General features: G+C 72.3%; 15 protein-coding genes. 10 read left to right on the forward strand and 5 right to left on the reverse strand.

Annotation, left to right across the window (positions count from 1 at the left end; translation table 11 throughout):
- The first annotated feature begins 171 nt into the window (after positions 1-171).
- Positions 172-387 carry a hypothetical protein gene (locus K7G60_RS00875; protein ID WP_225798795.1) on the forward strand — a complete coding sequence of 72 codons (216 nt, stop codon included), beginning with the start codon at positions 172-174 and terminating at the stop codon, positions 385-387.
- Positions 388-397: 10 nt separating this feature from the next.
- Positions 398-1,102 (forward strand): DUF4191 domain-containing protein, encoded by a 705-nt coding sequence (locus tag K7G60_RS00880; protein ID WP_225798796.1) that lies wholly within the window; start codon positions 398-400, stop codon positions 1,100-1,102.
- 62 nt (positions 1,103-1,164) lie between these two features.
- Here the strand turns inward: K7G60_RS00880 and K7G60_RS00885 are convergent, their stop codons facing one another.
- Complete coding sequence (locus K7G60_RS00885; protein ID WP_225798797.1) at positions 1,165-1,632, reverse strand: RDD family protein; 468 nt, start codon at positions 1,630-1,632, stop codon at positions 1,165-1,167.
- Between the two features lie 222 nt (positions 1,633-1,854).
- Here K7G60_RS00885 and glnA point away from each other — a divergent pair, with 222 nt between their 5' ends.
- The 3 genes from glnA to K7G60_RS00900 all read left to right on the forward strand — a co-directional run bounded on the left by glnA (position 1,855) and on the right by K7G60_RS00900 (position 5,444).
- Entirely contained in the window at positions 1,855-3,279 is a 1,425-nt protein-coding gene (glnA, locus tag K7G60_RS00890) for a type I glutamate--ammonia ligase (protein WP_225798798.1), read from the forward strand.
- Between the two features lie 237 nt (positions 3,280-3,516).
- Positions 3,517-4,254 carry a tRNA-dependent cyclodipeptide synthase gene (locus K7G60_RS00895; RefSeq protein WP_225798799.1) on the forward strand — a complete coding sequence of 246 codons (738 nt, stop codon included), beginning with the start codon at positions 3,517-3,519 and terminating at the stop codon, positions 4,252-4,254.
- Positions 4,251-5,444 (forward strand): cytochrome P450, encoded by a 1,194-nt coding sequence (locus K7G60_RS00900; protein WP_225798800.1) that lies wholly within the window; start codon positions 4,251-4,253, stop codon positions 5,442-5,444. The genes K7G60_RS00895 and K7G60_RS00900 overlap by 4 nt, the downstream gene beginning before the upstream one ends.
- Before the next feature lie 57 nt (positions 5,445-5,501).
- Here the strand turns inward: K7G60_RS00900 and K7G60_RS00905 are convergent, their stop codons facing one another.
- Complete coding sequence (locus K7G60_RS00905; protein ID WP_225798801.1) at positions 5,502-5,777, reverse strand: hypothetical protein; 276 nt, start codon at positions 5,775-5,777, stop codon at positions 5,502-5,504.
- A 148-nt stretch (positions 5,778-5,925) separates the two neighbouring features.
- Between K7G60_RS00905 and K7G60_RS00910 the strand changes: the two genes are divergently transcribed.
- The gene (locus K7G60_RS00910; protein ID WP_225798802.1) at positions 5,926-6,285 is read left to right on the forward strand and encodes an arsenate reductase family protein; all 360 of its coding nucleotides are present in this window, start codon (positions 5,926-5,928) and stop codon (positions 6,283-6,285) included.
- A 55-nt stretch (positions 6,286-6,340) separates the two neighbouring features.
- On the opposite strand, the gene K7G60_RS00915 is transcribed toward K7G60_RS00910, so the two are convergent.
- Positions 6,341-6,823: a GNAT family N-acetyltransferase gene (locus K7G60_RS00915; RefSeq protein WP_225798803.1), complete on the reverse strand. Its 483-nt coding sequence runs from the start codon at positions 6,821-6,823 to the stop codon at positions 6,341-6,343.
- Positions 6,807-7,712: a Gfo/Idh/MocA family protein gene (locus tag K7G60_RS00920; protein ID WP_225798804.1), complete on the reverse strand. Its 906-nt coding sequence runs from the start codon at positions 7,710-7,712 to the stop codon at positions 6,807-6,809. The genes K7G60_RS00915 and K7G60_RS00920 overlap by 17 nt, the downstream gene beginning before the upstream one ends.
- 243 nt (positions 7,713-7,955) lie before the next feature.
- On the opposite strand from K7G60_RS00920, the gene K7G60_RS00925 reads away from it, so the two are divergent.
- The 4 genes from K7G60_RS00925 (at position 7,956) to K7G60_RS00940 (ending at position 12,587) form a co-directional block, all read left to right on the forward strand.
- Complete coding sequence (locus tag K7G60_RS00925) at positions 7,956-9,338, forward strand: hypothetical protein (RefSeq protein WP_225798805.1); 1,383 nt, start codon at positions 7,956-7,958, stop codon at positions 9,336-9,338.
- On the forward strand, positions 9,335-10,501 hold the full coding sequence (locus K7G60_RS00930) for a hypothetical protein (protein WP_225798806.1): 1,167 nt from the start codon (positions 9,335-9,337) through the stop codon (positions 10,499-10,501). The genes K7G60_RS00925 and K7G60_RS00930 overlap by 4 nt, the downstream gene beginning before the upstream one ends.
- A gap of 156 nt (positions 10,502-10,657) precedes the next feature.
- On the forward strand, positions 10,658-11,689 hold the full coding sequence (gene glnII, locus K7G60_RS00935; RefSeq protein ID WP_225798807.1) for a glutamine synthetase: 1,032 nt from the start codon (positions 10,658-10,660) through the stop codon (positions 11,687-11,689).
- A 352-nt stretch (positions 11,690-12,041) separates the two neighbouring features.
- A complete protein-coding gene (locus K7G60_RS00940; protein ID WP_225798808.1) occupies positions 12,042-12,587 on the forward strand; it encodes a winged helix-turn-helix domain-containing protein in 546 nt (181 codons plus the stop codon).
- On the opposite strand, the gene K7G60_RS00945 is transcribed toward K7G60_RS00940, so the two are convergent.
- Positions 12,588-14,006 carry a PepSY domain-containing protein gene (locus tag K7G60_RS00945; protein WP_225798809.1) on the reverse strand — a complete coding sequence of 473 codons (1,419 nt, stop codon included), beginning with the start codon at positions 14,004-14,006 and terminating at the stop codon, positions 12,588-12,590.
- Positions 14,007-14,051: the final 45 nt, after the last annotated feature.

Consider the following 14,051-nt stretch of genomic DNA (forward strand, 5'->3'; position numbering starts at 1 on the left):
GGGCCGCTTCGGCGTCCACCCGGTCCTCCACATGGCCGCATCAACGTTTCATCAGTGTTTGACCACCGGGTCACGCCCTGGTAACACCGATCTGTGAGCCTGGTTTCACTCACCGCCACCAGCCGCTCACACCCCCACCTCGTCCCACCCGCCATCGAGGGAGGCCCCGCCATGCCGGCCGCATCGACGCACGTCCGCGTCACCGCGATCCCGTCCGTCACCGACGCCCTGAAGGCCGTGGAGGCCCTGCTCCTGGGCGCCGGCCAGCGCACCGCGCGACGGAACGCCTGGAACTCCGTGCTGGAGGACCGCCGCCGCGCCAAGGACCGGGTGGAGGCCCAGCGCGTGATGGAGGTCGCGTCCGGCCGGGCTTCCCGGGCCACGTAAACTTCAGGACATGGCGAGGAAGGCAAACACGGGCAGCGCTGACGCTGCGAACCCCGGGCGACTGAAGCAGATCGCCCTCACGTACCAGATGACCCGGAAGGCCGACCCCAAGGTCGGTCTGGTCGTCGCGGGCGTGGGCATCGGCGTACTCGGTGTCCTCCTCGCGATCGGCTTCCTCATCGGTCATCCGGTCTACCTGGGCATCCTGGGCTTCGTCCTGGCGCTCCTGGCCGCGGCCATCGTCTTCGGACGGCGCGCCGAGCGGGCGGCCTTCGGACAGATGGAGGGCCAGCCGGGCGCGGCGGCGGCGGTGCTGCAGAACGTCGGGCGCGGCTGGACCACGACCCCCGCGGTCGCGATGAACCGCAACCAGGACGTCGTGCACCGCGCGGTCGGCCGCGCCGGCATCGTGCTGGTGGCCGAGGGCAACCCGAACCGGGTCAAGACCCTGCTCGCGGCCGAGAAGAAGCGGATGAACCGCGTCGTGATCGACGTGCCGGTGCACGACCTCATCGTCGGCGACGGCGACGGCCAGGTGCCCCTGAAGAAGATCCGCACGACCATGCTCAAGATGCCCCGCGTGCTCACCGGTCCGCAGGTCACCGCGGCCAACGACCGGCTGCGGGCGATGGGCGACCTGATGAGCAACATGCCGCTGCCGAAGGGCCCGATGCCGAAGGGCATGCGGATGCCGCGCGGCGGAAAGATGCGCTGACACCCGACCTGACGAGAAAGGCCCCGGACCGCGCGGTCCGGGGCCTTTCTCGTGTTCCCGTCTCAGATGCGGACCTGGACGGCGCCGGAGAGGCGGTCGTGGAGGCCGCGGCCGTCGCGGTCCCAGATGAGGGCCGGGACGGCGAGGCAGACGAGCAGGGAGCGGATCACGACCCGGAACAGGCCGAGGCGCCCGCCGTTCACGGAGACGACGCGCAGGCCGAAGAGCCGCTTGCCGGGCGTCGAGCCGATGGTGCCGACCGTCAGCACGCTCAGGACGAGCAGGATGAGCAGGGCCCAGTTGCCCGTCGCCTGGCCGTAGCCGTCGGTGATCAAGCCGTATGCGATCAGGACGCAGAGGGCCCAGTCGACGGCGAGGGCGCCGAGGCGCCGCCCGGGGCGGGCGATCGAGCCGGGCCCCTCCTCGGGCAGCCCGAGCTGCTCACCGCGGTAGCCGAAGTCGACGCCTGCGTCCTCGGCCGCCGCGCGGGGGCCGGAGAGCCAAGATCCGAGTGCTTGCCTGTTGTCCACCCGACCACGGTACTGTGCCCGTTTTTGATCACTTCGGCGCGGGTGGGCGTACGAAGCCGGAGAGGCGGGGCGGCACCCGGCCCGGTTAACTTCGACGAAACAAATGGGTCATGCTTGAGAAATCCCGTCTGCCTATGGTCGGGTCCAGCGTGTGCCCCCGCACTGGCCGCACGACCGAGCTGCAACCCCGCCCCTCCCCGGGCCGGGAGTAGGAGGAGTTGGATGTCCCAGAACAACGGGTTCCAGAACGCCGACGAGGTCCAGAAGTTCATCAAGGACAACGACGTCAAGATGGTCGACGTCCGGTTCTGCGACCTTCCGGGTGTGATGCAGCACTTCACGATCCCCGCGACGGCCTTCGACCCGGCGGAGGAGCTCGCCTTCGACGGCTCGTCGATCCGCGGCTTCCAGGCCATCCACGAGTCCGACATGGCGCTCCGCGCCGACCTGTCGACGGCCCGCGTGGACCCCTTCCGCCGCGACAAGACGCTGAACATCAACTTCTTCATCCACGACCCGATCACGGGCGAGCAGTACAGCCGTGACCCGCGGAACATCGCGAAGAAGGCCGAGGCGTACCTCGCCTCCACCGGCATCGCCGACACCGCCTACTTCGGCCCCGAGGCCGAGTTCTACGTCTTCGACTCGGTGCGCTTCGAGACCTCGGCGAACCAGGGCTTCTACCACATCGACTCCGAGGCCGGCGCCTGGAACACCGGTGCGGTGGAGAACAACCGCGGCTACAAGGTCCGCTACAAGGGCGGCTACTTCCCGGCCCCGCCGGTCGACCACTTCGCCGACCTGCGCTCGGAGATCTCCCTGGAGCTGGAGAACGTCGGCCTCCAGGTCGAGCGCCAGCACCACGAGGTCGGCACCGCCGGCCAGGCCGAGATCAACTACAAGTTCAACACGCTGCTCGCCGCGGCCGACGACCTGATGCTCTTCAAGTACATCGTGAAGAACGTCGCCTGGCGCAACGGCAAGACCGCGACCTTCATGCCGAAGCCGATCTTCGGCGACAACGGCTCGGGCATGCACGTCCACCAGTCGCTGTGGTCGAACGGCGACCCGCTGTTCTACGACGAGACGGGCTACGCGGGCCTCTCGGACACCGCCCGCTACTACATCGGCGGCATCCTCAAGCACGCCCCGTCGCTGCTCGCCTTCACCAACCCGACGGTGAACTCGTACCACCGCCTGGTGCCGGGCTTCGAGGCCCCGGTCAACATGGTGTACTCGCAGCGCAACCGTTCCGCCGCCATGCGCATCCCGATCACGGGCTCGAACCCGAAGGCCAAGCGCGTCGAGTTCCGCGCGCCGGACCCGTCCTCGAACCCGTACCTCGCCTTCTCGGCGCTGCTCCTCGCGGGCCTCGACGGCATCAAGAACAAGATCGAGCCGGCGGAGCCGATCGACAAGGACCTGTACGAGCTCGCTCCCGAGGAGCACGCCAACGTCCAGCAGGTCCCGACCAACCTGGAGGCCGTCCTCAACGCCCTCGAGGAGGACAACGAGTACCTCCAGGCCGGCGGCGTCTTCACCTCGGACCTGATCGAGACCTGGATCGACTACAAGCGCACCAACGAGATCGCCCCGATCCAGCTGCGCCCGCACCCGCACGAGTTCGAGCTCTACTTCGACCTCTAAACCGCGGACCGCGCGAGCGGGATCCTTCCGAGGCCCGTCGTCCCCTTCCGGGGGCGGCGGGCCTCGCCGTCTTCGCGCCAAGATCACGGCAATGCGAACAGCTGACGAACTATCGGTCGTACCTACGAGTAGGGGATTCACGCTCCGCGACTGATCGATAGCTTGTCGTCGTCGCTGCCGCCACACCCGGAGCACAGGGCTCCGCTGGGACTAGCTGGCGCGATGAGGACTGCCTACGTGACTCAGGCGGCTTTCGCCCCTGCAGAGACGCTCCGACTCCAGCCGTACACCGATCACTGCCGCGTCATCGCCGACGAGGGCGCGCACGTGGTCATCGGCGTCTCACCGGGAAACAGTTATTTCACCGCCCAGCGGCTGCGCGAGCTGACGCGCTGGGGCCTGGACCACTTCGATCAGGTCGATCTCGTCTACACCGATCTGCATGTCGCCGACATGTACGAGGCGCTGGGGTACGGGGCCGACGAGGCGCGGCGGAAGGCCGTCAAGAACCTGCGGGGGGTGCGGGCGAAGGTCGGAGCGGCCGTCGCGGAGGCCGACCCCACGGGAGCACGGGCACGGGCCCGCGGGATGTCGGAGTTCGGGGACGTCCCGGCGTACCGCGAGCTGCACCGCACGGTGCTCGACGCCGTGGCGGCCGACCCGGTGGTGCGGGAGACCTGCGACGCGCTGACCGGGATATTCCTGGCGGGGAAGCTGGCGCCGGGGCAGCGGACGGACGAGCGGCAGCGGGAGGTGTGCCGGGCGTACATCTGCGCCGAGGTACCGCTCTTCCTGGACACGCCCGCGATCCTCGGGGTGCCCTCCTCGCTCAACTGCTACCACCAGGCACTGCCCCTGGCCGATCTGCTCTACGGGCGGGGGTCCGGGCTCCGGGCCTCGCGCAACCAGGGCCACGGCATCCTCACGCCCGTCGGAACGACCGCCGAGACCACCGTCGAAGGAGCCGCGCGATGAGCGTCGCCGTCGAGACCCTGCCTGCCTTCCCCTTCGACTGGGACGGGACCCGGCTGCCCACCGAGATCGACGCGCTGCGTGCCGAGCCGGTCCGGAAGGTCCGCACGATCGCCGGGGCCGAGGCCTGGCTGGTCTCCTCGTACGAGCTGTGCAGACACGTGCTGGAGGACCCGAGGTTCAGCCTGAAGGACACCTCGGCGCCGGGGGCGCCCAGGCAGTACGCGCTGACGATCCCGCCGCACGTGGTGAACAACATGGGCAACATCACCGGGGCCGGGCTGCGCAAGGCCGTCATGAAGGCGATCAACCCGAAGGCACCCGGCCTGGAGGAATGGCTGCGGGCACGGGCCGGGACCCTGGTGGACGCCCTGGTCGCCGAAGGGGCGCCCGGGGAGCTGCGGGGCGCCTACGCCGATCCGTACTCGGCGGGACTGCACTGCCGGATGCTGGGCATCCCGGAGGAGGACGGGCCGCGGCTGCTGCGCAGCCTGGACGTGGCCTTCATGAACGCACCGCGCGAGATCGAGGCGGCCCGGCTCAACTGGGACCGGGACATCGCCTACATGACCGAGCGCCTGGACGATCCGGCGACGGGCGGCCTGATGGCGGAGCTCGCGGCGCTGCGCGAGGACCCCGACTACGCGCATCTGACGGACGAGATGCTGGCGACGGTGGGCGTGACGCTGTTCGGGGCCGGGGTGATCTCCACCGCCGGCTTCCTGACGATGGCGCTGGTGTCGGTGCTGACCCGGCCGGACGTGCGGGAGGCGCTGACCGCCGGCGGCACGCGCGGCGTCGCCGGGGCCATGGACGAACTGCTGCGGGTGAATCTGTCGATCGGCGACGGACTGCCGCGCCTCGCCCTGGAGGACGTGCGGCTCGGCGAGGTCGAGGTACGGGCCGGTGACCTCGTCCTGGTGCTCGTGGAGGCCGCGAACCACGATCCCGAGCGCTTCCCGGACCCGCTGGCCTTCCGGCCGGACCGGGAGAACGCCGCCGAGCACCTCTCCTTCGGTGGCGGGCGGCACTACTGCCCGGCGACGGCGCTCGGCAAGCGGCACGCCGAGATCGCCCTGGAGACGCTCCTCGACCGGCTGCCGGAGCTGCGGCTCGCGGTGCCGGTCGAGCAGCTGGTGTGGCGCACCAACTTCATGAAGCGGCTCCCCGAACGGCTGCCGGTGGCCTGGTAGCGGACGGGATCCGAAGACGGTGCTGCCCGGACCGGTCCGGGCAGCACCCCTCCGGTGTCAGCGGCCGTAGCGGATCAGGGCCCGGACCATGCGGCAGGTGCTGTCGGAGGGCGGGTGGATGCCTATGTCGGCGGCCGTCGCGCTGATCGTCGCGTTCGTCGCCTTCGACGGGACGTAGACGCCGGCGTCGAGCAGCGCGATCGCGAGGCGCATGGCCTTCAGACGGCGGTTGTGGGACACGTACCACTCGCGGGGGCGGCCCGCGGGGAGCGGCTTCTTCTCGAGCGGCTTCCAGGGTTCGATGGACGGTGTCCGGATCACGGCGAGAGCCATGGGCTACCTCCTGGCGAACGGGGGGTGCGGGCCCTCCTCGGGACCCTCACCTTCACCCCCCATTTTAGAGACCCCCACTGACAATCGCCGCTGGCCAGGTGGGGTTTGGGGGGTGTTCCAGGAAGGCGTGGGGGGTACCGTACGGGCCATGGAGATCTGGATCAATCCCGCCTGTTCCAAGTGCCGCAGCGCCCTCACCCTCCTCGACGCGGAGGGCGCCGACTACACCGTGCGCCGCTACCTGGAGGACGTCCCCTCGCCGGAGGAGATCCGGGAGGTGCTGAAGCGGCTCGGGCTCGAGCCCTGGGACATCACGCGGACCGGCGAGGACGCCGCCAAGGAGCTCGGGATGAAGGAGTGGCCCAGGGACGAGGCCGCCCGCGAGAAGTGGATCGAGGCGCTCTCCGCCCACCCGAAGCTGATCCAGCGGCCCATCATCACGGCGGAGGACGGCACGGCCGTCGTCGGCCGCACCGAGGAGGCCGTGCGGGACGCGCTCTCCCGCTGATCGGGAAGTCCGCCGAGGCCCGCGCGGGCCCTGACCGGGGCGCTCGGCCCGCGGGTCACAGACGCTTCGTCATGATCAGCTCCTGGCCCGCGCGGCCCTCCGGCGCGTAACCGAGGCGCTCGTACAGCGCGACGGCCCGGACGTTCGCCGCGAGCACGGAGAGCCGGAGGGCTCCCGCCCCCGTACCGCGCGCCCAGGTCTCGACGGACCCGATCAGGCCCGCGGCCAGGCCCTGCCCGCGGGCTTCGGGCGCGACCCAGACCGAGCGCAGCTCCGGCAGGCCGCCGGCCGCCGGGAGCCCGGCCGCGAGGCCGACGGGACGGGCGCCGCGCACCGCCAGGACGCCGTACGCCGCCGGGTCGTCGAACCTGGCCCGCCATCGCTCCTCGCCGCCCCGGTCCCAGTCGGCGAGCCGGGCCTTGAACGCCTCGGGCGAGACGGTGAGCGAGGCGATGCGGGCCTCGCGCCAGAGGGGCCAGTCGTCGGAGGTGACGGCCCGGAGGACCGGCCGCCCGCCGCCCTCAGCCGCGAGCGGCACGGTGCTCCGCCTCCGCCAGGATCTCCGTGACGCGCAGGCCGAAGCGGGCGTCGCAGGGGTGGGGCGTGCCGGTGCGGGCCGCGGTGACGAGGGCGTCCACGGCCGCGGCGAAGGCCCCCACCGCGCCCTCCCAGCGGGGCATGTCGGCCCGGCCCCGGCTGCCGTGCAGGGTGAGGGCCGTCTCCGCCGCCTCCGGTGGCGCGCTCAGGGTGAGCGTGGCCGTGCTGCTCGCCCCAGAGCCGTGCCGCAGCACCAGGTGGTGGGTGTCGTCGGGGCCCGGTGCGGCGGTGACGCCGGTGACGTCGCCGAGGACCGGCAGGTAGACGGAGAGGACGTGCGGGCCGACGTCCCAGAGGCCGCCCTTCTCCCGCCGCCAGGGCGAGGCCGCGTACGCGCTGACGGAGCCGGGGCCGTAGAGCGAGCCCAGCCAGTGGGCCTCTCCCAGGAACCAGCCGCCCGCCGCCGCCTGCTCGTCGATCCAGCGGGCCGTCGGCTCCGCGAACCGCAGGGTGCAGAAGACCACCGAGGCGACCCCGGCCGCCTCCACGGCCCCGGTCACCTCACGGGCGAGCGCCACCGTCGTCGCGACCGGCTTGTCGAGCAGGACGTGGCAGCCGGCCGCCGCCGCCCGCGCCGCGAGGGGCGCCTGGACGTCGGGCGGGAGGGCCAGGGCGACGGCGTCGCTCGCGGCGAACAGGGCGTCCACGTCCTCGTACGCCCGGGTGCCGGACGCGGCGGCGAGCTCCGCTGCCGCTTCGGGGCGTCTGCCCCACACCCCGCTGAACTCGACGCCCGGATGCCCGGCGAGCGCGGGCGCGTGCGTGCGCGCGGCCCACGGGCCGGTGCCGAGGAGTCCGATGCGGGGCTTCGCGCCCGGGTGCTTCGCCATGCCCCACAGTCTGCCGGGCGGCACCGACAGCGGACCCCGGAGGGCGGCCCCACGGCCCGGGACCCGGCCGGGGGCCCACCGCGGCCCGTAATCCGCTGGCGGACCTCCCCCGGCTCGGTGCTAGCGTTCCCGCGCCGGCCGCGGGACTCCGGCGCGACTTCCGGAACCTGCCTATGAAGCAACGTCTTCGCTGTTCGCGCTCTCATTCCCCGGCCGGCACCTCCGCGCCGGAAGGAGAACACCATGTCCGAGCTCGTCGCCGCCGAGGACGTGCTCCTCTTCGTCAACGCCGCCGTGACCGCCACCGGCCAGCGCGAGTTCCGGTCCTCCGCCGCCGAGCAGCGCTTCTCGCTCGCGTTCCTCCACGAGTACGTACGCGTCAACTACCGTCCCGTGTACGCCGCCGCGCTCGCGCTCGACATCAACGACCACAACGCCGCGCTCGTCGTCGAGCACCTGCTCCGCACCCCGAAGGAGGCGGAGCCTGGCGAGGGCCGGCTGATCGCCGCACGCCTCGCGCTGCTGCCGCCGCAGCGGGTCTACCGCCTCTTCGGCGCGCTCCGCGCCGCCGGGGTCAACAACCGCCGTACGCGCGCGATCGTGCGCGCGTGGCTCGCGGCCCGCCCCGATCCCGCGCTGGACGCGGTGAAGTACCGGACCGGCCTGAAGACCGCCCTCCGGCACGTCCACGGGCGGGCGGCCGACGCGGAGACGGGCGACTTCCTCTTCGCGCCGGGCCGCCGCACCCGCTACGAGAACGCCACGCTCGACGCGCACCGCCGGGCGCACTACGAGCAGAACGCGCTGTACGAGCTGCCGTTCACGGTCGCCGAGGGCTTCGCCGCGAAGCACGGGGTGCCCCGCGCGGTGTTCCTGGAGCGGATCGCGCCCCGGATGACCCGCCTCGAACGGCTGCGCGCGGACCGGGCGGCCGATCTGTCGGTCATGCCGCTCACCCGGCTCGCCCTGTACGTCCTCGCGCTGCCGTTCGGCGAGCGGGTGGCACGCCGGGCCGAGCTGACGGACGCACTGCGCGCGGCCGCCCGGCGCGCCGCGGGACCGCACGCCGGGAGCTGGGGGCGGGTGGCGGCCGTCCTCGACGACAGCTTCTCCTCGTCCGGTTCGGCGGTGAAGCGGCGCCGTCCGCTGGCCGTGGCCCTCGGCTGTCACTTCCTCCTGGAGGCCCTGGCGTCCCCGGGGGCGTACACCCCGCTGTGGACGTCGGGCCGGGACGATCCCCTGCTCGTCCACCCCTACGGGCCGACCCCGCTCGGCCTGCGGGTCCTGGACGCCCTGGAGACCGGTCCCGAGCGTCTGGTGATCGTCTCGGACGGCTGGGACAACGCCCCGCCGGGGCTCGCGGGCGAGGTGCTGCGGGTGTGGCGCTCGCGCCTCGATCCGGAGCGGCGGACGAGCGCGGTGCACCTGAACCCCGTATACGACTCCGAGGGCTTCGACGTGCGCCGGCTCGCCCCGAGCGTGCCGACGGCCGGGATCCGGGACGCGGAGGATCTGGCGGCCCTGGTGGAGATCGCGCAGTTCGCGGAGGGGCGCACGGGCTTCGCGGAGCTGCGGGCCTATCTGGACCGGAGGGTGGAGCTGTTCCTGAAGGGGGCGGAGGGATGACCCGGATCGACCTGACCGGGCTCGGCGTGCGGCCCGCGCAGGTGTGGGGCGGGGTGCGGCTCGTGCCGCTCGTGCGGGACGAGCCGGTGCCGGGGCTGCGGCTGCGCCGGGAGGTGTACGAGGGGTGGGGCGGGGCCTCCGTCGAGCTCGGCGACCGCACCGCGTACACCTCGTACGTCCCGCACGGCTTCGTCGCCGACTGGACCGGGACGGGGGCGGAGGCCGCCGTGTACGGGACGCGGCTCGGCGGCGAGGCGGTGCCGGGCTGCGTGCCCGTGCGGCGCCTCCACCGGATGGCCAAGCGCCGGCGCGGCAAGGACGGGCGCGCCGAGCGGCGGCTGCGGTTCCTGCCGCTGCACCTGGCCCTGGAGGGGTACCTGGCGCTGCACTTCGGGGGGCCGTCCGTGGTCTGGGACGACTGGTCCCGGGAGGCGCTGCGGCGCGGTCTCTCGCCTCGCGCGGAGGCGGCGTACGCCGGGTGGGCGGTGCCGGGGCTCGCGGAGGCGCTGCGGGTCTTCGAGCTGCACCCGGGCCAGTGCGGGCTGCTCCTGTACGTGGCGGACGCGCTGGCCGCGGCGTTCGTGGTGCCGCACCCGGACGACTACCGGCTGCTGCACCCGACGCTGGTCGAGGACCTGTACGGGGAGCTGGTCCACCAGTACGCGCACTACGGCGCCCCGGTGCCCGAGTTCACGGCGCGGATCCGGGACGGCGCCGGCGGCATCCGCGGCCTCGCCGACCTGCGGGCGGCCGCGCGGGAGCAGGAGCGGGCCTGGGCGGCGGCGCACGACGGGCTGATGGCGCGCGACCTGCTGGAGACCCCGTACTCCTTCGAGCGGGTCCACCGGATGGACCGGTTCGGCCTGTACCGGTTCCTCCCGCCGTTCGAGCGGGGCGGGCGGGAGCAGCACATCGGCGAGGTGATCACCGACCGGAAGGGGCGGGCGGCCTATCTGAAGACCTTCCGGCTCTCCGAGAACCAGATCCGGAAGGGACACCTCCTGAACCGGCTCGCGGACTGCGACTGGCACCTCGGCCGGACCGCGGAGGCGCTCGGGACCTCGTACGCCGAACTGGTCCGGCGGGTGCGGGGCGCGGGCCTCGGCGGGCTCCTCGACGCCCACGTCGTCGCACGGCGGCTCCGCGAAGATCGGGAAGGCTGAGTAACACGGGGTTCACAAACGGGCAACCGACGGGAAATCCCGTGTTGCGAAGCTGCGGTCGAACACAAACCGCGCAGTCAGCGCAGAGACCGCAGCTTCTCGCAGTGCCGCGAGCCGCAGCGGACACCCGCAGCAGCACGCCAAAGGATGAGACCCGTGACCTTCAAGGCTGAGTACATCTGGATCGACGGCACCGAGCCGACCGCGAAGCTTCGCTCCAAGACGAAGATCATCGCGGGTGAGGGCCTCGCCCTCGACGCGCTGCCGATCTGGGGCTTCGACGGCTCCAGCACGAACCAGGCCGAGGGCCACGCCTCGGACCGCGTCCTCAAGCCGGTCTTCTCCTGCCCGGACCCGATCCGCGGCGGCAACGACATCCTGGTGCTGTGCGAGGTCCTCAACACGGACATGACGCCGCACTCCTCCAACACCCGCGCCGCGCTGGTCGAGGTCGCCACGCGCTACGCCGCGCAGGAGTCGATCTTCGGCATCGAGCAGGAGTACACCTTCTTCGACGGCACCCGTCCGCTCGGCTTCCCGGTGAACGGCTTCCCGGCCCCGCAGGGCGGTTACTACTGCGGCGTCGGCGTGGACGAGATCCACGGCCGCCCGATCGTCGAGGCGCACCTGGAGAACTGCCTCAAGGCCGGTCTCGGCATCTCCGGCATCAACGCCGAGGTCATGCCCGGCCAGTGGGAGTTCCAGGTCGGCCCGCTGTCCCCGCTGGAGGTCTCGGACCAGCTGTGGATCGCCCGCTGGCTGCTCTACCGCACGGCCGAGGACTTCAACGTCTCCGCGACGCTCGACCCGAAGCCGGTGAAGGGCGACTGGAACGGCGCGGGCGCGCACACCAACTTCTCCACCAAGGCGATGCGCGAGGGCTACGACGCGATCATCACCGCGTGCGAGGCGCTCGGCGAGGGCTCGAAGCCGCTCGACCACGTCAAGAACTACGGCGCCGGCATCGACGAGCGCCTGACGGGCCTGCACGAGACCGCCCCGTGGGACGAGTACTCCTACGGCGTCTCGGACCGCGGCGCCTCGGTCCGCATCCCGTGGCAGGTCGAGCAGGACCAGAAGGGCTACATCGAGGACCGCCGCCCGAACGCGAACGTGGACCCGTACGTGGTGACCCGCCTCATCGTGGACACCTGCTGCGAGGCCCTGGAGAAGGCCGGCCAGGTCTGATCCGCACCGCTTCCCGAGGGGCGCCCACCGTTTCACACGGTGGGCGCCCCTCTCGCCATGTGGGATGGATGACACGGGATACGACGGGCGGAGGGGTCGTCGACGGCATTCCCTTCTGGTTCAATAGGGATATGGCCTTCATGCAGAACGACACCGCGACGGGTCGCCACGACCTCGAGCCGTTCTGGCCTTCCCGTCAGCACCACGACTTCGACCGGTGCTGTCGACGCGTGAGGAACGCGTCGGCCCTCTAACGCCCCGATCGGTACACGGTCCGATCCCGGCCTTCGGCCCACGCGCACGACGTACGAGACCTCTCCGTCCGTTCCCCGCGCGAAAGAGCTGATCTGTCATGGCACACACCCAGACCGCCTCCCTCACCGCCGTCCGCCCCGGCCGGCACCGACTCCGTGCCGTCGACCCCAACGAGGTCGTGGACCTCTCCCAGGTGGCGGACTTCCTGCCGCCCGGCGCCACCCTGCTGCCCGCGCCCCAGCACGCGCTGCCGACGCTGCCGGGGCGCCCGCCGATGGTCGGGTACCTCGTCCTCGTCCCGGCCGACCAGCAGCCGCACCTGCCCGCGGCCCCCGCCCCGGCTCCCGCGGCGGCGGAGGCGCAGGGGCCGGTGACCATCGACGGCGTCCAGCGGATCGCCCTCGTCGACGGGGAGGCGCTCGACCTGACGTACCTCGAGTTCGAACTGCTCGCCCACCTGGTGGCACACCCTCACCGGGTGCACACCCGCGACCAGTTGGTGACGACGGTGTGGGGGTACGGACACGTGGGCGACGGCCGGACGGTCGACGTGCACGTGGCCCGGCTGCGCCGCAAGCTGGGCGCCGAGCACCGCCACACGATCCAGACCGTGCGGCGGGTCGGCTACAAGTACACGCCCTGATCAGGCGGTTGCCCTCGACCTCACCTTCGCCGCCAGGGCGAGGGTGAGGTCCACCGCCAGGAACGCCAGCAGGCTCAGGCCGAGCAGCGGGACGAACCGGCCGACGAGCGCCGTCGCCGCCGCGAGCGGCAGGAGCAGCGTCACCGGGACCTTCCGCCACGTGCCGCGCGCCGCCGGGCGGCCCGGGCGGCGCAGCCACCACATGCGGTAGCCCCAGAGGATCAGCAGGATGAGGGCGAGCGCGAGGGCCGCCAGCGCCAGCTGGTTGAACAGGCCCAGGAACACGCCGGTGTGCGCGTCGATGCCTATCCGGGTCAGCTTCGCGAGCACCGGATAGTCGCTGAAGCGCAGTCGGTCGAGGACCGTGCCGTCCGCCGGGTTCAGCGCCACCGAGTCCAGCTGGACCGGGAACTGCGTGTCGGTCTCCTTGACCACGTACCCCTTGCCCTCGGCAGGCAGCACGACCGAGATCCTCGGGCTGTCGATGCCGGCCGCGCGGGCCGCCGCCAGTGCTCTGTCGAGGCCTATGTCCGTGCCCTTCGGGGCCGTACCGCCGTGGTGCGCGCCGCCGTGGCCCTCGTGCTCCGAGGACGGGGCCGCGCCCGCCGACAGCTTGGGCGTCGCACCGCCGAGCGCGTCCTGGACGGTGCCGATGTTCTCACCCGCGTACCGCGACCAGGTCAGGCCGGTCGCGGAGAGCAGGACCAGGCCGAGCGCCGCCCACAGGCCGACCGAGCCGTGCCAGGAGAGCGTGCGGCGGCGGGACTTCGGGCCCCGCTCCGGCAGGACGAGCGCGCGGCGGTTCTTCCGGCGGCGGCCGGCCCAGAGCAGCACGCCGCCGAGCGTGATCACCCACAGCCAGCTCGCGGCGAGCTCGCTGTAGTTGCGGCCGAGTTCGCCGAGGTGCAGGTCGGCATGGAGACCGTCGATCCAGGTGCGCAGCGGCAGGGCGCCGGAGCTGCCGAAGCTGGGCAGCTGTCCGCGCACGTCACCGGTGTACGGGTCGACGAAGACGGCCGACGAGGTGTCCTCGGGGACGTCGGGGTCGGCCATCAGGACCCGGGTGGTCGCGCCGGGTTCGGCGCCGGGCCAGACGGCGGTGACGGTGCCGTTCGGGTTGGCCTTCCGGGCGATGTCCACCTGCTGGGAGAGCGGGAGGACGGCGTCGCCGACGGGGACCTCCAGCTCGTGCGCGTAGACGACCTTCTCCGCCTGGAAGGAGAGCGCGTAGAGCAGACCGCTGACGGCGGCCACGAGGAGGAACGGGGCGACGAGGACGCCCGCGTAGAAGTGGAGGCGCAGGACGAGGGGGCGCAGGGCGCTCCAGGTGCCGGGCCGGGCGGGGTTCCCGGCCGGGGCCGGTGACGGCAGTGCTTCGGATTCCGGAGTTTCCGGGCGTGCGAGATCGTCGATGGTCATGACGGACCGTCCTTGGAGTCGGTGTGTCGACAGGGGGAGGCGACC

The sequence above is a fragment of the Streptomyces sp. NK15101 genome, from assembly GCF_020400725.1.
Lineage (GTDB): Bacteria > Actinomycetota > Actinomycetes > Streptomycetales > Streptomycetaceae > Streptomyces.

Excerpts from the sequence above, each read along its gene's own strand:
- K7G60_RS00940 (WP_225798808.1), top strand. The coding sequence starts at position 12,042 with ATGGCACACACCCAGACCGCCTCCCTCACCGCCGTCCGCCCCGGCCGG.
- K7G60_RS00900 (WP_225798800.1), top strand. The coding sequence starts at position 4,251 with ATGAGCGTCGCCGTCGAGACCCTGCCTGCCTTCCCCTTCGACTGGGAC.
- glnA (WP_225798798.1), top strand. The coding sequence starts at position 1,855 with ATGTCCCAGAACAACGGGTTCCAGAACGCCGACGAGGTCCAGAAGTTC.
- K7G60_RS00945 (WP_225798809.1), bottom strand. The coding sequence starts at position 14,006 with ATGACCATCGACGATCTCGCACGCCCGGAAACTCCGGAATCCGAAGCA.
- K7G60_RS00930 (WP_225798806.1), top strand. The coding sequence starts at position 9,335 with ATGACCCGGATCGACCTGACCGGGCTCGGCGTGCGGCCCGCGCAGGTG.
- K7G60_RS00920 (WP_225798804.1), bottom strand. The coding sequence starts at position 7,712 with ATGGCGAAGCACCCGGGCGCGAAGCCCCGCATCGGACTCCTCGGCACC.
- K7G60_RS00925 (WP_225798805.1), top strand. The coding sequence starts at position 7,956 with ATGTCCGAGCTCGTCGCCGCCGAGGACGTGCTCCTCTTCGTCAACGCC.
- K7G60_RS00880 (WP_225798796.1), top strand. The coding sequence starts at position 398 with ATGGCGAGGAAGGCAAACACGGGCAGCGCTGACGCTGCGAACCCCGGG.
- K7G60_RS00910 (WP_225798802.1), top strand. The coding sequence starts at position 5,926 with ATGGAGATCTGGATCAATCCCGCCTGTTCCAAGTGCCGCAGCGCCCTC.
- K7G60_RS00875 (WP_225798795.1), top strand. The coding sequence starts at position 172 with ATGCCGGCCGCATCGACGCACGTCCGCGTCACCGCGATCCCGTCCGTC.
- K7G60_RS00905 (WP_225798801.1), bottom strand. The coding sequence starts at position 5,777 with ATGGCTCTCGCCGTGATCCGGACACCGTCCATCGAACCCTGGAAGCCG.